General features: G+C 70.9%; 16 protein-coding genes. 12 read left to right on the top strand and 4 right to left on the bottom strand.

Annotated features, from left to right (window positions below; all coding sequences use genetic code 11):
• Positions 1 to 90 precede the first annotated feature (90 nt).
• The 6 genes from ABGB17_RS24115 to cysN all read left to right on the top strand — a co-directional run bounded on the left by ABGB17_RS24115 (position 91) and on the right by cysN (position 6,016).
• Positions 91 to 699, top strand: coding sequence for a 50S ribosomal protein L25/general stress protein Ctc (locus tag ABGB17_RS24115; RefSeq protein ID WP_347633269.1), 609 nt, complete (start codon positions 91 to 93; stop codon positions 697 to 699).
• A gap of 94 nt (positions 700 to 793) precedes the next feature.
• The gene (gene pth, locus ABGB17_RS24120) at positions 794 to 1,390 is read left to right on the top strand and encodes an aminoacyl-tRNA hydrolase (protein WP_347633271.1); all 597 of its coding nucleotides are present in this window, start codon (positions 794 to 796) and stop codon (positions 1,388 to 1,390) included.
• Between the two features lie 243 nt (positions 1,391 to 1,633).
• Positions 1,634 to 2,935 carry a sugar transferase gene (locus tag ABGB17_RS24125; protein WP_347633351.1) on the top strand — a complete coding sequence of 434 codons (1,302 nt, stop codon included), beginning with the start codon at positions 1,634 to 1,636 and terminating at the stop codon, positions 2,933 to 2,935.
• 33 nt (positions 2,936 to 2,968) lie between these two features.
• Positions 2,969 to 3,802: an inositol monophosphatase family protein gene (locus ABGB17_RS24130; protein ID WP_347633353.1), complete on the top strand. Its 834-nt coding sequence runs from the start codon at positions 2,969 to 2,971 to the stop codon at positions 3,800 to 3,802.
• Positions 3,803 to 3,839: 37 nt separating this feature from the next.
• The gene (gene cysD, locus ABGB17_RS24135) at positions 3,840 to 4,754 is read left to right on the top strand and encodes a sulfate adenylyltransferase subunit CysD (protein ID WP_347633273.1); all 915 of its coding nucleotides are present in this window, start codon (positions 3,840 to 3,842) and stop codon (positions 4,752 to 4,754) included.
• Positions 4,754 to 6,016, top strand: coding sequence for a sulfate adenylyltransferase subunit CysN (gene cysN, locus ABGB17_RS24140; RefSeq protein WP_347633275.1), 1,263 nt, complete (start codon positions 4,754 to 4,756; stop codon positions 6,014 to 6,016). Before cysD ends, cysN begins: the two co-directional genes overlap by 1 nt.
• Positions 6,017 to 6,110: 94 nt before the next feature.
• On the opposite strand, the gene ABGB17_RS24145 is transcribed toward cysN, so the two are convergent.
• On the bottom strand, positions 6,111 to 6,569 hold the full coding sequence (locus ABGB17_RS24145) for an ATP-binding protein (protein ID WP_347633277.1): 459 nt from the start codon (positions 6,567 to 6,569) through the stop codon (positions 6,111 to 6,113).
• 191 nt (positions 6,570 to 6,760) lie between these two features.
• On the opposite strand from ABGB17_RS24145, the gene ABGB17_RS24150 reads away from it, so the two are divergent.
• Both ABGB17_RS24150 and ABGB17_RS24155 read left to right on the top strand, forming a co-directional pair.
• A complete protein-coding gene (locus ABGB17_RS24150) occupies positions 6,761 to 7,597 on the top strand; it encodes a helix-turn-helix transcriptional regulator (protein WP_347633279.1) in 837 nt (278 codons plus the stop codon).
• The gene (locus tag ABGB17_RS24155; protein ID WP_347633281.1) at positions 7,585 to 7,788 is read left to right on the top strand and encodes a DUF397 domain-containing protein; all 204 of its coding nucleotides are present in this window, start codon (positions 7,585 to 7,587) and stop codon (positions 7,786 to 7,788) included. Before ABGB17_RS24150 ends, ABGB17_RS24155 begins: the two co-directional genes overlap by 13 nt.
• A 4-nt stretch (positions 7,789 to 7,792) precedes the next feature.
• Here the strand turns inward: ABGB17_RS24155 and ABGB17_RS24160 are convergent, their stop codons facing one another.
• Positions 7,793 to 8,203 carry a hypothetical protein gene (locus ABGB17_RS24160; protein WP_347633283.1) on the bottom strand — a complete coding sequence of 137 codons (411 nt, stop codon included), beginning with the start codon at positions 8,201 to 8,203 and terminating at the stop codon, positions 7,793 to 7,795.
• 99 nt (positions 8,204 to 8,302) lie between these two features.
• On the opposite strand from ABGB17_RS24160, the gene ABGB17_RS24165 reads away from it, so the two are divergent.
• Entirely contained in the window at positions 8,303 to 9,265 is a 963-nt protein-coding gene (locus tag ABGB17_RS24165) for a DJ-1/PfpI family protein (protein ID WP_347633285.1), read from the top strand.
• A 1-nt stretch (position 9,266) separates the two neighbouring features.
• Here ABGB17_RS24165 and ABGB17_RS24170 read toward each other — a convergent pair whose 3' ends face one another.
• Positions 9,267 to 10,337, bottom strand: coding sequence for a D-alanine--D-alanine ligase family protein (locus tag ABGB17_RS24170; RefSeq protein WP_347633287.1), 1,071 nt, complete (start codon positions 10,335 to 10,337; stop codon positions 9,267 to 9,269).
• A gap of 452 nt (positions 10,338 to 10,789) precedes the next feature.
• Here ABGB17_RS24170 and nadD point away from each other — a divergent pair, with 452 nt between their 5' ends.
• Positions 10,790 to 11,392 carry a nicotinate-nucleotide adenylyltransferase gene (gene nadD, locus ABGB17_RS24175; protein WP_347633355.1) on the top strand — a complete coding sequence of 201 codons (603 nt, stop codon included), beginning with the start codon at positions 10,790 to 10,792 and terminating at the stop codon, positions 11,390 to 11,392.
• Here nadD and ABGB17_RS24180 read toward each other — a convergent pair.
• A complete protein-coding gene (locus ABGB17_RS24180; RefSeq protein WP_347633289.1) occupies positions 11,332 to 12,447 on the bottom strand; it encodes a glycosyltransferase family 4 protein in 1,116 nt (371 codons plus the stop codon). The genes nadD and ABGB17_RS24180 overlap by 61 nt on opposite strands.
• A 47-nt stretch (positions 12,448 to 12,494) precedes the next feature.
• On the opposite strand from ABGB17_RS24180, the gene ABGB17_RS24185 reads away from it, so the two are divergent.
• Positions 12,495 to 16,016, top strand: a complete 3,522-nt coding sequence (locus tag ABGB17_RS24185; RefSeq protein WP_347633291.1) for an ADP-ribosylglycohydrolase family protein — start codon at positions 12,495 to 12,497, stop codon at positions 16,014 to 16,016.
• Between the two features lie 46 nt (positions 16,017 to 16,062).
• The gene (locus tag ABGB17_RS24190; RefSeq protein WP_347633293.1) at positions 16,063 to 16,851 is read left to right on the top strand and encodes an SIR2 family protein; all 789 of its coding nucleotides are present in this window, start codon (positions 16,063 to 16,065) and stop codon (positions 16,849 to 16,851) included.
• Positions 16,852 to 16,944 lie beyond the last annotated feature (93 nt).

A 16,944-nucleotide genomic window follows, 5' to 3' on the forward strand; every position in this document is an offset into this window, starting at 1 on the left:
GCCTGGTGGGGTTGTCCGTGCTCGTAACGCCTTCCGCTAGGGCGGGTGAGGGGGAGCGCGGTTTCCGTTCTTAGATTCCCTGGAGATCCCGTGTCTGAAGTACGTCTCGCCGCTGAGCCTCGCACCACCTTCGGGAAGGGTGCCGCTCGTAAGATCCGTCGCGCCGACAAGGTGCCGGCCGTTCTGTACGGGCACGGGATCGAGCCCAAGCACTTCACGCTTCCCGGGCACGACCTCCTGCTCGCGCTGCGGACGCCGAACGTGCTCATCCGCCTCGAGGGTGAGGGTGTCGACGAGCTGGCGCTGCCCAAGGGTGTGCAGCGGGACCCGATCAAGGGGTTCCTGGAGCACGTCGACCTGCTGCTGGTGAAGCGCGGCGAGAAGGTGACCGTCGAGATCCCGGTCACCACCACCGGGGACATCGCGCCGGGTGGGCTGTTCGACCAGCAGCTCGTCACGGTCGCGGTGGAGACCGAGGCCACGCACATCCCGACCGGTGTCGAGGTCGACATCGAGGGGCTTGAGGTCGGGGCGGTCGTCACCGCCGGGGACCTGAAGCTGCCGAAGGGCACCACGCTCGCGGCGGACCCGGAGACCGTGGTGCTCCAGGTGACGGTCGTCCCGACGGCCGCCGAGGCCGGGGAGGCCGAGGGCGGCGAGGAGAGCGCGGCCGAGGGCTCCGCCGAGCAGGCCGAGTAACAACGATCCATGGGCGGACGGGGACGGCCAGGCCGCCCCGTCCGTTTCCGTCTGAGCCGTCTCGTTCGTGCCGTGTGAGCGGAAAGGTGTCGTCGTGGACCGCTGGCTGATCGTCGGCTTGGGCAACCCCGGTCCGGAGTACGCGGGCAACCGGCACAACGCCGGGTTCATGGTCGCGGACGAGCTGGCGGCCCGCATGGGCGGGCGGTTCAAGACCCACAAGTCCCGGGCGGAGATCGTGGAGGGGCGCCTCGCGGGGCAGCCCGTGGTCGTGGCCAAGCCCCTCTCCTTCATGAACCTCTCCGGCGGGCCCGCGAAGGCTTTGGCCGACTTCTACAAGGTCGATCCGGCGCACGTCGTCGCGGTCCACGACGAGCTGGACATCCCGTACGGCGCTCTGCGGGTCAAGATCGGCGGGGGGGACAACGGGCACAACGGCCTGCGGTCCCTCACCAAGTCCTTCTCCACCCGCGACTACCTGCGGGTGCGCTTCGGCATCGGGCGGCCCCCGGGGCGTCAGGACCCGGCCGACTTCGTGCTGCGCGACTTCGCGACCGCCGAGCGCAAGGACCTGCCGTTCCTGGTGGACCGGGCGGCCGACGTGGTCGAGTCCCTCATCACCGCCGGCCTGGAGGCCACGCAGAACACCTTCCACGCCGGAGATCTGAAGCCGCTGAAGCCGCCGCGCTGATATCCACAGTTCTTCAGGATTTCCCCAAGACCGGGTCACGGTGCGGCTAGCATCCCTCACCGTAAGTATCCGCCCGGCTACGGGGAGGGATCGGTCCTGGACACCGAGACGGCCGCCGAGATCAGCACACCCCGCCTGCGGCCGGGGCATCCCGCGCTGCCCGGCTGGGCCTTCCGGTACCGGGTCACCGCGGTGGCGGGGGACCTTGGCTGCGGGTTCCTCGCGGGCGGCGCGGCGCTGGCCGTGCGGTTCGGGGACATCACGCCCTATGTCGTGCCGTACGTCGTGCTCAGCCTGGTGCTGCCGCTGGTCTGGGTCGGCATGGTGGGGCTCAACCGGGCGTACGAGGCGCGGCTGATCGGCGTGGGGTCCGAGGAGTTCCGCCGCATCAGCCAGTGCGGGTTCCTGCTCACGGCGGGCGTGGCGATCGCGGCGTACGTCACCAAGACCGACCTCGCCAGGGGGTACGTCGTCGTGGCCCTGCCGTTGACGACGGTGCTCACGCTGGCCTGCCGGTACGGGCTGAGGCGGCGGCTGCATCTGCTGCGGGCGAGAGGGATGTGCATGCGCAGAGTCGTGGCGGTGGGGCACAGGTCGGCCGTCGCGGAGCTGGTCAGGAGGTTCCGCAGGGAGCCCTACCACGGCATGCACGTCGTGGGTGCCTGCCTGCCCCGGCACGACACCGGCCACGACGTGGAGGGCGTGCCGGTGCTGGGCGACTTCAGCGACGTCCCCTTGGTCGTGGGGCAGGCCGGGGCCGACACCGTGGCGGTGCTCGCGTGCCCCGAGCTGGACGGCACCGCGCTGCGCCGCCTGGCGTGGCGCCTGGAGAAGACCCGCACCGACCTGGTGGTCGCCCCGGCCCTGATGGAGGTCGCGGGCCCCCGCACCACGATCAGGCCGGTCGCCGGGCTCCCGCTCCTCCACGTCGAGCACCCCGAGCTGTCCGGGGTGCGCCGCCTCCTCAAGGGCCTCTTCGACCGCACAGGCGCGGCGGTGGCCCTCGCCGTCCTCGCCCCCCTCCTCATCGCCCTGGCGGTGGCTGTGCGCGCCACCAGCCCCGGCCCGGCCCTGTTCCGCCAGACCCGGGTCGGCAGGGACGGTGCGGAGTTCACCATCCTCAAGTTCCGCACCATGCGCGTGGACGCCGAACGCCACCGCGTGGGCCTCGTCAGCGACCGCGACGGCGTGCTGTTCAAGATCAGGGACGACCCCCGGGTCACCCCCCTCGGCGCCTGGTTACGCCGCCTGTCGCTCGACGAGCTCCCGCAGCTCGTCAACGTCCTCAGCGGCCACATGTCCCTCGTCGGCCCCCGCCCCCCGCTCCCCGAGGAGGTCGCGGGCTACGGCGACGACGTGCGCCGCAGGCTGGTGGTCCGGCCCGGCATGACCGGTCTGTGGCAGGTGAACGGTAGGTCTGATCTTTCATGGGAGGAATCGGTACGGTTGGACCTGCGTTATGTCGAGAACTGGTCTCTCACCCTGGACCTGCAGATCCTCTGGAAGACCTGGTCCGCCGTGGCGCGCGGCTCGGGAGCCTACTGACCCGGGACAATCGGCAGACGTTAGAGGAAGGGCATCGTGACGATACGCGACGACCACGCGCTCGCAGGGGACCTGGCCACCGAGGCGGGTGCGCGGCTACTGGCCCTGCGGTCGAGGGACGGCTTCGGCGACCCCACGGCGCTGCGTGGCGCCGGAGACCGCGAGTCCCACGCCTACCTGATCGAGTCCCTGTCCCGCCTGCGCCCGAGTGACCTGGTGCTGTCGGAGGAGGGCACCGGCGAGGAGCGGCACGACCCCCGCCGCCAGGGTGCGGACCGCGTGTGGATCATCGACCCGCTGGACGGCACCCGCGAGTTCGGCGAGGAGGGCCGCGCCGACTGGGCCGTCCACGTCGCGCTGTGGCAGCGTTCCCCCGGGCAGCCGGGCACGGACGGCCGGGGCCCCAACGGCCGGAGCGCGGGAGCCACGGGGGCCGGCACGTTGACCGCCGGCGCCATCGCGCTGCCCGCCCAGGGCGTCACCCTCACCACCGCCGACCCGCCTGCCCTCCCCACCCCCGGCGACGGCCGCGTGCGAATCGCGGTCAGCCGCACCCGCCCGCCGGAGTTCGTCCGCAAGCTCGCGGTGCTGATCGGCGCCGACCTGGTGCCCATGGGCTCGGCGGGTGCGAAGATCGCGGCCGTGCTCACCGGGGAGGTCGAGGCATACATCCACGCCGGTGGGCAGTATGAGTGGGACTCGGCCGCGCCGGTCGCCGTAGCCCTCGCGGCCGGCGCCCACGCGAGCCGGATCGACGGCTCGGCGCTGGAGTACAACCAAAGCATCCCGTCGCTGCCGGATATCCTGGTCTCCCTACCGGATCTGGCGCCGACGCTGCTCGCCGGCATCCGAGACGTGCACCGCTAGGCCGACGGGCCGACCCATTTTCCGGAGGAACCAGGAGATGCTGCAGAGCGACTACACCACGTCGCAGTTGGACGTCCTCGAAGCCGAGGCGATCCACATCATGCGAGAAGTCGCGGCGGAGTTCGAGCGTCCTTGTCTCCTGTTCTCCGGCGGTAAGGACTCCATCGTCATGCTCCGCATCGCGGAGAAGGCGTTCTGGCCGGCCCCCATCCCGTTCCCGCTGATGCACGTGGACACCGGCCACAACTTCCCCGAGGTCATCGAGTTCCGGGACCGCCGGGTCGCCGAGCTCGGCGCGCGGCTCGTCGTCGCGTCCGTGCAGGAGTCCATCGACGCGGGACGGGTGGTCGAGGAGACCGGCCGCCGGGCCAGCCGCAACCGGCTGCAGACCACCACGCTGCTCGACGCCATCGAGGACAACGAGTTCGACGCCGTCTTCGGCGGCGCCCGCCGCGACGAGGAGAAGGCCCGCGCCAAGGAGCGGGTCTTCTCGTTCCGTGACGAGTTCGGCCAGTGGGACCCGAAGAACCAGCGGCCCGAGCTGTGGAACCTCTACAACGCACGCATCCGCAAGGGCGAGCACATCAGGGTGTTCCCGCTGTCCAACTGGACCGAGCTGGACGTCTGGGACTACATCCGGCGTGAGCGCATCGAGATCCCGTCGATCTACTACTCCCACACCCGCAAGGTCTTCGAGCGGGACGGCATGCTGCTGCCGGACGACCCGGTGACCCACCGCGGCGACGACGAGCCGGTGTTCGAGGCCGTCGTGCGTTACCGCACCGTGGGCGACATGACCTGCACGGGCGCGGTCGAGTCGACCGCCGCGACCGTCGAGGACATCATCGCCGAGATCGCCGCCACCCGGATCACCGAGCGCGGCGCCACCCGCGCCGACGACCGGACATCGGAGGCCGCGATGGAGGACCGCAAGAAGGAAGGCTACTTCTGATGGACATCCTGCGTTTCGCCACCGCGGGCTCGGTCGACGACGGCAAGTCCACCCTCATCGGCCGCCTGCTGTTCGACTCCAAGGCCATCTTCGAGGACCAGTTGGAGGCCGTGGAGCGCACCAGCCGCGACCGCGGCACCGAGTACACCGACCTGTCGCTGCTCACCGACGGCCTGCGCGCCGAGCGCGAGCAAGGCATCACCATCGACGTGGCGTACCGCTACTTCGCCACGCCGAAGCGCAAGTTCATCATCGCCGACACCCCCGGCCACATCCAGTACACCCGCAACATGGTCACCGGCGCCTCCACCGCCGACCTGGCCATCGTCCTCATCGACGCCCGCAAGGGAGTGCTGGAGCAGTCCCGCCGCCACGCCTTCCTGACGAGCCTCCTGCGCGTCCCCCACCTGGTGCTGGCCGTCAACAAGATGGACCTGGTCGACTACTCCCACGAGCGCTTCGAGGAGATCCGCGAGGAGTTCACCCAGTTCGCCGCCAAACTCAACATCGGCGACCTGACCTTCATCCCCATCTCGGCCCTCCACGGCGACAACGTGGTCTCCCGCTCCGAGAACATGCCCTGGTACCAGGGCACCTCGCTGCTCCACCACCTGGAGAACGTCCACATCGCCTCCGACCGCAACCTCGTGGACGTCCGCTTCCCGGTGCAGTACGTCATCCGCCCCCAGCGCGCCAACGACCACGACTTCCACGACTACCGGGGCTACGCCGGCCAGGTCGCGGGCGGCGTACTCAAACCCGGCGACGAGGTCATGCACCTCCCGAGCGGCCTGACCACCAGAATCGCCGCCATCGACACCTTCGACGGCCCCCGCGACGAAGCCTTCTCCCCGATGTCCGTCACCCTCCGCCTGGAGGACGACATCGACATCTCCAGAGGCGACATGATCTGCCGCCCCCACAACCAGCCCCACACCGCCCAGGAACTCCAGGCGATGGTCTGCTGGATGACCGACACCCCCAAACTGGGTCCAAGATCCAAGCTGACCATCAAACACACCACCCGCACCGCCAGAGCGATGGTCCGCGACCTCCAGTACCGCCTGGACGTCAACACGCTGCACCGCGACGAGTCCGCCACCACCCTCGGCCTCAACGAGATCGGCCGCGTCTCCCTGAGAGTCACCCAACCGCTGTTCGTCGACGACTACGCCAGAAACCGCCTCACCGGCGGCTTCATCCTCATCGACGAGTCCACCAACACCACGGTGGCCGCCGGCATGATCGTCGAAGCCCGCTAGCCCGAGCGTCACCGGCGGCCCGCGCGGTCACGCTCGACGGTGGTGGCGCTCTGGGTGAGGTCGTGCCGGCCTGCCGCGGAGTGCCGCACTGTTCTCATGGGTTCGGCGCGACCGCACACGCTCCGCGGCCACGTCGTGACGAGCTTCCGTCGGGGATCTCACACCAGACGGTGCGGCCGGGACCGTCCGGGTTGGGGTGGGTGTCCCAGCGGCCTTGGGAGAGGAGGTCGACTATCAGGAGCCCTCGGCCGCCTTCGCGCAATGTGCTGGAGTCATGGGGGTGGAGGGCCGGGGTCGCGGCGGTGCTTCGGCCGTGGTCGGTCACCTCTATCCGGAGGTGATCCTTCGTGGGGATGAGGCGGAGGGTCACGGTGAGGGACGGATCGTGGCGAGGGTGGCGGATGGCGTTGGTGACGAGTTCCGATACGGCCAGGCGGGTCTGTTCGTAGGCGGGGTGGGTTTCGCCCAGCCAGGTGCGGACTTCCTCGCGGGCTCGGGAGGCCGACTCCGGGGTGGCGGGGAGGGTCAGTTCGCGGTGGGTGTCCGGGGTCATGGAAAGCCTTTCCCGGGGAATTGTGGATGGGTTCGGCGGTGGCCATCACACGGTCGCAAATAGAGGGGGAAGGGGAATGGCTTTCCGGGTTCGCATTTCATTCACAGTTGTGTGGACTCGGTCGCGGGGGATGGCGAACTGCCTGATGATGGGCGGTGAGTTCGTGCCGAGCCCGAGAGAGGAGCCGGGTGATGACCGTCCCCCTTGAGCCTGATCCGTCCGTATCGCCGCGTTTGCAATTTGGTACGGAATTACGGAAATTTCGGTTGTCTCAGGGGTTTACGCAGCGGCGGCTGTGTGAGGCGGTGCACCTGTCGATCAGCCAGCTCAGCATGATCGAGAACGGTCACCGGGGGCCCACTCCTGATCTGGCGCGGCGCATGGACGAGGCGCTGGGGCTGGGGAGCACCTTGACCGGGCTGCTCGACCGGCTCAACCGGGCGGCGGCGCAGTTGCCGCGATGGTTCCGGCCCTGGCTGGAGTTCGAACGCGAGGCGGAGGCCCTGCGGATGTGGGAGCCGTTGATGGTTCCCGGTCTGCTGCAGACGGAGGACTACGCGCGGGCGATATTGAGCCGTGGCCCTGCGGTCACGCCCCAGCAGGTGGAGGAGCATGTCGCGGCCAGAATGGAGCGGCAGAACATCTTGAAGCGGCCGATGCCGCCACTGCTCTGGGTCATTCTCGACGAAGGCGTTCTCCACCGTCCCATCGCCGATATGGAGATCATGAAGGCGCAGTCTGCGCACCTTCTCGAAATGGGCGAAAACCCCCATATATCCCTACAGGTGCTACCGCATAAGGCGCGGAGCGTGGTTGGGTTGATGGGTGGTTTCGTCGTCGCGGACATGCCCAAGGGAACCCCGCCTGCGGCTTATATCGAGTCGCAGAGCACGGAGGACCGGGTGAGCGTCCGCTCAGACGAGGTGAAGCACTTAGCGCTCCGTTACGACCTCATCCGGGTGGACGCACTGGCCCGGCACGAGTCGAGCGACATGATCAGGGAGGCAACGCGGAGATGGTCCACGTGAACGAGGAACTCGCCGCAGCGCAGTGGCGCAAGTCGAGCTACTCCGGCGACGACGGGAGCAACTGTGTCGAGGTGGCTGCCCTGAACGGCGGACGGCGGGCCGTGCGGGACAGTAAGGATCCCGGGGGGCCCGCCGTCGTGGTCGGTTCGGGTGCGTGGGTGGCCTTCGTCGGGCATCTGAAGGGCTGTTAGCGGCTCAGTGGTGCGCGTGGGTGTACTCGTCGCGGCGCCACAGCATCGCGGCGAGCATCAACGGGAACATCGCGACATGGGAGACGATCATCACGGTCATGCCGTCGATGACGTCCGCCCACAGGAGCGGGAACAGCGGCACGATCGGGACGAACATCGCGCCGCACATCTCCAGGACGGGGAGCCAGGAGTGGCCGCGGACGCGCATCCACGCGGCCATTCCCACCGACATGTTGAAGGCCATCAGCAGGTAGGCCAGTTCGGGGTCGGCGGTGTACGACAGGTTCACGCCTAAGGCGGACCACCCGAGGTCCAGCACGAACATGCCGACGAACATCGCGATGATCATCTCGACGTAGTGGAAGGCGAAGCGGCGCCAGCTGCGGGCCTGAGGGGGGAGCGTCATGTCGGTCATGGGTCCACTGTCCGGGCGCGCGGGTGGAGCGCCTAGGTAAGGAAGTCAGGTAAGTCCGGATACTTGGGATCCCCGTCCTTCTGACATACGGTCTCGGGCATGACGGTACGGCGGGTGGTCGTGGTCGGGTACCACGCGGCGGAGTTACTGGACATCGCGTGCGTCACGTCGCCGCTGATCGTGGCGAACTACTACGCGCGCAGGCACTTGTACGACGTCTCCCTGGCCACGCCGTCGGGGCGGCCCATCGTGTGCGGCACCGGGCTGACGCTGCAGGGGCAGCAGGCCCTGGAGAAGGTCACGGGGCCGCTGGACACGCTCATCGTGTCGGGGGGCATCGGGTACGAGGACGCGGCGGACAACAAGGTCGTCGTCGGGCATGTCCGGCGGCTGGCGCGGGAGAGCCGGCGGGTGGCGTCGGTCTGCACGGGGGCGGCGGTGCTGGCGGCCACAGGGCTGCTCGACGGCCGGCGGGCCACGACGCACTGGAAGTACGCCCGCACCCTCGCGGAGCGCCACCCGGAGATCCGCGTGGACGCCGACCCGATCTTCATCAGGGACGGCGACGTCGCCACGGCGGCCGGCGTCACCGCCGCCATCGACCTCACTCTCGCCTTCATCGAGGAGGACAACGGCGCCGCCCTCGCCCGCCAGGTGGCCCGCGAGCTCGTGACGTACATGCAGCGCCCCGGCAACCAGGCCCAGATGAGCATGTTCACCGAACCCCCACCCCTCAGCGACGACCTGGTCAAACGCGTCGTCGACCACATCGCCGCCAACCTGGACGCCGACCTGACCACGGCCACCCTCGCCTCGGACGCGGGTGTCAGCGAACGCCACCTCACCCGCCTGTTCCTCAGACACCTCGGCCAGACCCCAGGCCGCTACGTCCGCCGAGCCCGCACCGAGGCCGCCGCCCACCTCCTGGCCTCCACCTCCCTGCCCATGGCCGCCATCGCGTCCCGCTGCGGCTTCGGCACCGCCGAGACCCTCCGGCAGGCCTTCGTGGACCGCTACGGCATCCCCCCGTCCCGCTACCGCCTGGCCCAGACCACCGTGTGACTCAGGCGGCCGGCCGCAGACTGGCGGGCGAGCCCAGCGCCGACCTGATCAGGTGGTCGATCAACTCCGGGTACGACAACCCCGCCGCCTTCCACATCTGCGGGAACAACGACCCCGAAGTGAACCCCGGCATGGTGTTCACCTCGTTGAGCACCACCTCCCCCTCACCACTCACGAAACAGTCGACCCGCGCCAGCCCCCGGCACCCAAGAGCCCGGAACGCCGCCACCGCCATCTCCCGCACCCTGCGCGTGGTGTCGTGGTCCAACCGCGCCGGCACGGTGAACTGCGGCCGCGACGCCGCGTACTTGGCCGCGTAGTCAAAGAACGCGGCACCGTCCAGAGCGATCTCCGCCAGCGGGCTGGCGACGGGCTCGCCGGCCAGTTCGAGCACGCCGCACATCACCTCCATGCCTCGCACACCGGCCTCCACGATGACCTTGATGTCGTAGGCGGACGCGACCCTGATGGCCGTGTCCAGCTCGGCGGGGTCGGTGGCAGGGGAGACGCCGAGGCTGGAGCCGCAGCGGGCCGGCTTGACGAATACGGGTGCGCCGAAGCGGGCCAGCAGGCCTTCGGCGCGTGGCCGCGGGCCGTCCAGCACGACGTACGGGGCGATGGGAAGGCCGGCCGCGGCCGCCACTCGTTTGCTCCACTCCTTGTCCATGCAGGCGGCGCTCGACAACACGCCGCAGCCGACGTACGGGACGCCGGCCAGCTCCAGCAGCCCCTGCACGGTGCCGTCCTCACCCATGGGGCCGTGCAGGACGGGGAAGACGACGTCGGGCCGGCCGAGGGAGTACCCAGGCCGGCCGGGGCGGTGCCGCAGGAACTCCCCTGTGGAGGGGTCGAGCACGACGGCGGAGCTGTGGCCGGGAGTGGTCCAGCGGCCCTCGGCGGTGATGAGCACCGGGAGGGGGTCGTGCACCCGCGGGTTCAGCGCGTCCAGCACGGCGCGCCCGCTGGCGACGGAGACGGCGTGCTCTGGACTGCGCCCGCCGTACAGCACCGCGACGCGGGTACGGGCGGGCCGTGGCCCGGCTTCGCACGAGTCAGGAAGACGGAACGTCATGGTGATCTCCCTTCGGCGACCGACCGGGCCTGACATGGAGATGCCCGGCCCCAGAGCGGCGAACGTCATGCGCGGACCAGATAAGGCAAAGTCACGTCCCGATCGCCGTCCTCATCGCCCCCGGGCACACGCTCCTCGCCGCGGTGCTGTCGGCGGTGACGCTGCCGCTTGACGTGCTTGACGGGGAACTCACCTGGCTGCAGGGCCGGGCCGGAGTGCGGGGGATGTTGCTGGACGCGACCAGCGCCGGCTGAGCGAGGCGGTCATCTACTGTGGCGTCGCGTACTGGCTGGAGGCCACCGGGCACTTCCTGTCACTGCTCACGTGCGGCAGCGGTGGGTGGCGATCACCCGGCACCTGTCCCGGACGTGAGGAGAAAGAGCCCCTTGTCCGGATGAACGTCTCGATTAACAATTCCAAACATTGACGGAGATCTCCTGCGCCTGGGCATTCTGGGCGGCACGTTCGACCCCATCCACAACGCGCATCTGTCCAAGGCCGCGGCGGTCGCGCACGCCCTGGCGTTCGACTGTGTGCTGTTCGTCCCGGCAGGAGATCCGTGGCACAAATCGTCGCCGGAGACCTCGGGCGAGCACCGGCACGCCATGGTGGCGCTCGCCGCGGCGGGGGACCCCCGGTTCCGGGTCAGCCGCATGGAGATCGACCGGCCGGGGCCCAGCTACACCGTCGACACGCTGCGGGACCTGCGCGGGTGGTACGGCGACCGGGCGCGGCTGTTCCTGGTCATGGGCGCGGACTCCTACGCCGGTATCGGGGGCTGGCGGGAGCCGGAGGCGCTGTTCGAGCTGGCCGAGGTCGTCGTGTGCGCCCGGCACGGCCACCCGCGGCCGGCTCAGCACAGAGCGGTCACACCGGTGGACCTGACGGTGCCCGAGGTGTCCTCCACTCTGGTGCGCTCCTTGGTACGCAGCCGGGCGTCCATCGGCCATCTGGTGCCGTCCGTGGTCGAGGCCTACATCCGTGAGCACGGCCTCTACCGGGCGACCTCCAGCAGTACCTCGTGGACGGCCGCGGCGACCCGCTCGGGGCTGTAAGCCGCCCGGGTGCGGGCCATCTGCCGGGCGGCCAGGTCGCGGCGCGGCTCCGGGTGTCCGACCAGCTCGACCAGGCGGGACAGCAGCTCGCCGGTGTCGCCGTACAGGGCGTCGGGGTCGGTGATCTCGGGGTAGGCGCCGACGCGGGGCAGCAGACAGCAGGTGCCGGTGGCCATCGCCTCCAGGGTGGCCACGCCGAGGCTCTCGTGGGTGGCCGTGCTGACCTGCAGGTGCGCGCCCCACAGGGCGGCGTAGTAGTCGTCGATCGGCAGGTCGCCGCCGAGCCGTACCCGGGCCGGGTCGAGCCGCTCCAGGGCGGATGCCGGGGGGAAGCGCCGGGTGACCAGCACGCGGGCGGGAGTACGGCGCATCAGCTCGGCGGCCAGCTCGAAGAACACCTCGGGGCGTTTGGCGGCGACCGGCGCGTGGTTGAAGACCACGACCGGCGCCCCGGGATCCTCGGGGCGCCGGGCCGCGTCGATGCGCGGCAGGTCAAGCGGCAGCCCGACCCGGCGCAGCCGCGGCACCAACTCCGCCGCGGCGGACGGCGCGGCGGCGCGCACCTCGGCGGCGATCGTGGCGGCCATCCACTCGCTGACCACGAGCACCCGGTCGGCGCACATCAGATTGCCGAGGTCGGCCCACGCCAGGCGCGGGTACCGCTCGAAGCGGAACAGGTCCGTCGGGTCCCAGTGGCTGCCGTGCGTGTACGTGACCAGCGGCCCGCCGAACCCGGCGTCGTCCATGACGCGCCGCAGCTCCACGGTGAACGGCCAGAACGCGTGGAACGCCAGCACCGCGTCCGGCGGGCGCATGGTGAGCTGCCGCTCGAACGCGGTCAGCACCTCGCCGACCCAAGCCGTCCGTCCCTCGCCGCCGCCCGTCACGGACGTCACCTCCACCCCTCGTCCGGTGAGCCCCGCCTGCAGGGCGTCGGCGCAGGTGACGTTGAATCCGAGGCTGTCACTCGCGGTGACGGCCCGGCCGGTGTCCCGGTGCGTGTAGGGGCGGACGTACAGGACACGCATGGCCGTGCCTTTCCGGGTGATCGTCAATACACTTCCTTGACGGTTGCTTTGCCTCTTACCCCAGGGGTGGCCAGATGTCGATCTTCGATGAGCTGGGCCATGAGGGCACAGCCGGCGCCCGGCTGTTCGCCGACCGGTACGAACTGAGCCGCGAGTTCGCCGAACGGATCCACGCGACGCCGCCGCAGCGCACCATCGCCTTCTACGTCGGCGTCGGCGGCAACGGCAAGAGCGCCCTGCTGCGCCACCTGCGCGACCACTGCTGCGTCAAGCTGCCCGACGCGCAGTGGGCCGAGGTCAAGGGCCGTCCGCCGGAGTTGTTCGTCGAGGCTCTGGGGCAGGCCCCGGGCGCGGTGCGGGTACCGGTCGCGCTGCTCGACTTCAGCACCACCCCGTTCGACGGCACCCGGCCCCAAGAAGCCATGGGTGCGTTGTTCCTGCTCAAACGGCAGCTCGCCGAGTTCGACGTCCGCACGCCCCGGTTCGACTTCGCCGCCGTGGCGTACCTCCACAAGTCCGGCGGCGACGTGAGGAGGCTGATCGAGGACAACTTCCCGCGCTCGGAGATCGCCGTCGCCGCCACCATCGCCGACACCTTCCTCACCCTGCCGGTCTTCCAGGTCGGCACCGCCCTGGTCGAGGTGATGCGCGACCGCATGGACGACCTGCTCAGCCGCCGCAGGCTGCGCCGCCGCGTGCCGCCAGAGGTGATCGAGGAGGTGCTGCGGCTGCCGCCCGACCCCGACCTGATGGCCGCGCTGCCCCGGTTGTTCGCCGCCGACCTGCGGGCCGCGCTGACCGAACGCGGCGGGCCCGGCCGCATCGTGCTGCTGTTCGACACCTTCGAGGCGCTCACCGGCGAGCACGGCGCCGCCCGGTTCGCCGACCGCGGCGGGCCGCGCTGGTTCCGCCAGCTCGCCGGGCGCCTTCCGCTGGACGACGGGCTGGTGATCGGGGTCGCCTCACGCAGCCATCCCCGCTGGGCCGAGGCGCTCACCGACCCCATCCCGGACCGGTTCGTGGCCGTCACGGCGCTCGGCCCGCTGCACGCCGAGTTCGCCGAGGAGTACCTGGTGCAGGCCGGCGTCGGGGCCGCCGAGCTGCGCGACGCGCTGATCCGGTACGCCACGGTGGAGGCCGGCCTGGTGCACCCGCTGCTGCTCGGCCTCAGCGCCGACGTCGCGCTGGCGGCCGAACGTCACGGTGTGCCGCTGCGGCCCGAGGGGTTCGTGGCCAGTGACGAACTCGGCGCCAAGGAACGCGAGCTGGCCGCGCGGCTGATGCAGTGGGTGAGCGGCGACCTGGAGCTGGCCATCGTCTCGGCGTCCGCCGCGCGGGCGTTCGACCGGGAGCTGTTCGACCGGCTCGGCGCCGGCCTCGGGTTCCCCGCCGACACCGAGACGTTCCGTCGGCTCGTCAACTTCTCGTTCGTGTCGCCGCAGGGGGAGCGGTTCACGATCCATCTGCTGCTGCGGCGGGCGCTGCGCCGGGTCGCCCCTGACATTCTCCTCCGGGCCCACCGGGCGCTCGCGGACTACTATCGGACCGTGTCTCAAGCCGACGGGTTCAGCGCGCGTCTCGAACGCATCTACCACGAAGCCCAGTTGGACGCGGCCGAAGGCGTGCGCATGTGGCGCGAGGAGATGTGCGCCGCGCTCGACCAGAGCCGGTACGACCGGTGCCGCTCGCTCATCACGCTGATGGCCGACATCGAGGCGCCCACCGAGGCCGACGCAGAGGCGATGACGTACCTCGCGGCCGAGGCGGAGATCGCGCTCGGCAACCATGGCGAGGCCGAGCGGCTGCTGGACGGCCTGCGCGCGGACGCGCCGTACGCGCTGCTGCTGCGCGCCGACCTGGCCTTCGCCCGCAGCGACTTCGGCGCGGCCTACGAGCTGTCCCAGCAGGCGCTGGAGCGCTCGGGGAGCGGCGCCGAGCGGCTGCCGTTCCTGTTCCGCGCCGCCGAGCTCCGGCTGTTCCTCGGGCGGTTCGCCGAGGGCACCCGGCTGTCGGAGGAAGGGCTCGCCATCGTCGGGCCGGACGGCGACGCCAACGACTCGGCGCGCTGGCACGCGCTGATCGCCCGCCTGAGCTTCTTCGGCGGCGACATCGAGACCGCCAAGTCGGAGCTCGCCCTCGCCCAGCGGCGGCTGGACACGTTACCCGAGGAGCAGTGGGACAAGTCCGTCGAGGCGGTCATCCGGGTCAACGAGGCGGTGGTCGCCGAGGCGGAGGACCGGCCGGTGGACGCGCGGGCCGGGCAGGCCGCGGCGCTCGCCATCTACCGCGAGGTGTCCGACATCGGCGGGGTGGCCAACGCGACCAACGGGCTCGGCCTCGCGGCGCTGCAGATGCGCGAGCTGGCCGAAGCCCGCACGCACTTCACCGACGCCGCCCGGATCGCCCGCGACCTCGGGGACGACCTGCTGTTCTCCAAGATCCTTCGAGGGCAGGCCGAGGCGTCGGTGCTGGCCGGTGACCTCGACGAGGCGCGCGAGCTGGCCGAGGCCGCCATCGAGGGCTTCGAGCGGTGCCGCATCCCGTACGACATCGCGCACGGCCAGGTCACGCTGGCCCGCGTGCGGCAGGCCCGCGGCGACCACGTTGGCGCGATGGAGCTGACCGACCGGGCCCGGCGGACCATCGAGACCGAGGGTTTCGACAGCCTGTACGTGCGCTGCCCGGAGGTCCGGGTGCCGGACGCCGGGCGCGTCGCCGCCGCCATGCGGGCCTTCGTCGCCGGGGACGCGCTCGGGGTGCCGTGGGAGGGCGGGCCGCCGGAGGACGTCGACCGGGACCGGCTGTTCGAGCTGCCCGCCGCGCACGGGTGGCCTCAAGGGGCGACGTCCGACGACACCGGGCAGATGTTGCTGGTGAGCCGGTTGCTAGCCGACACCTCCGGGCGTCCCACCGCCGAGGAGTTCACCCGGCGGCTCGCGGAGGCGGCCGACACCATCCGCGGCATCGGGCCCACCACCCGGCGGTCGCTGGCGCGCTTCGCCGAGACCGGGGAACTGCCCGAGCCGTCCGACGACCCGGCCGACGGTGCCACCAACGGCGCGGCCATGCGCATGACACCCGCCGGCTGGATCGTGCCCGCCACCGACCCCGACCGCCGGCGCGCCCTGGTCCGCGAACTGGCCCGCGGCACCCACCCCAGCCCCATCGCCATCGGCGCGGCCTGCGTGGCGTCCGCGATGGCCACCTGGGCGCTGGAGTCGGCCGACGCCATCCTGCCCGCCGCCGTCGCGGAGGCCGAGTGGCTCGGCCGCCCCGAGTTCGACGACGTCCGCCGCGCCGCCGACGGCGCCTGGACCCCGCCGCCGGCCGGCGTCACCCTCGACGCCGCGCAGACCGTGGCCGCCGTCGTCCACGTCATCCGTCATTCGACGGACCTGTCCGAAGCCCTGCCGTACGCCGTCTCCCTCGGCGGCGACACCGACACCGTGGCCGCCATCGCGGGCGGCGTGCTCGGCGGAGTCTCCGGCCAGTCCGCCCCGTCCTGGTGGGACCGCGTGACGTTCCCCGAGAACTCCGAGGTGGACACCCTGGCGGCGAGGCTGGCGGGCCTGCGGCGCGCGTGGTACTCCCGGTGAGCTTCGTGGCACATGGCGCCGGCGCGCCGGGCGTGCGGCACGGCGCATGAGGACGGCGCCCATCGAGGCGCTGGCGGACGGCATCCGTTCGTCCACCCGGCCGGTGGCCGTGCTCGCGGGGGCCGGGACGTCCCACTCCGCGGGAGTGGCCACCGGGGAGGAGCTGCTGCGTCGTATCGCCGCCGAGTGTGGTGAGGACGCCGGGAGCGATCCGGTTGCCTGGTATGTCGGAAGGTTTGGGCGGTTCCCCGATTACTTCGCCATGGTGCAGGGAGGGGCGGGGGGCGGGCTTTCGCTGCCTCCGCGTCTGTTCGAGGGGGGTGGGCCTACGCCTGCGCATCGGGTGCTCGCTGAGATGGCCGGGTGGGGGATGGCTGGGCCGTTTCTCACCACCAACTTCGATCGGCTGCTTGAGCGTGCGCTCGCGGAGGCGGGGGTGGTGGTCCGGGCGGTCTATGACATCGAAGGCATGGCAGGCGCCGAGCTTGAGACCGGGCTGGTGGTGAAGTTGCACGGGGACTATCGGGATCTCGCGATCCGTGACAGCGCCTCTGCTCTGCACACCTACCATCCGGTGGTGGACGCGTTGCTCGACCGGGTGCTCAGTGCCGCGCCGCTGCTGGTCTGCGGGTGGTCGGCGAGTTGGGACGTTCCGCTTGGTGAGGCGTTGCTTCGTACGGCGGGGCGGCAGCCTACGTACTGGCTGCAATGCGGGGAGCCTACGGGGCGGGCGCTCGCGATCATCGCGGGACGGGACGCGCTTGTGGCGCGGGTGTCAGGGTCCGACGCGGGGCTGCGGGCGTTGCGGGACAGCTTGACGCGCCGCGAAAGATAGATCCTTTACCGTTCAGGCACCCGCTGATTACTCTCCGCGATATGGTCGCAACGTTTCGTGTTCGGCGTCGCCTCTGGGAGTCGGTCTGTGGCC

The sequence above is a fragment of the Sphaerisporangium sp. B11E5 genome, from assembly GCF_039871875.1.
Taxonomy (GTDB): domain Bacteria; phylum Actinomycetota; class Actinomycetes; order Streptosporangiales; family Streptosporangiaceae; genus Sphaerisporangium.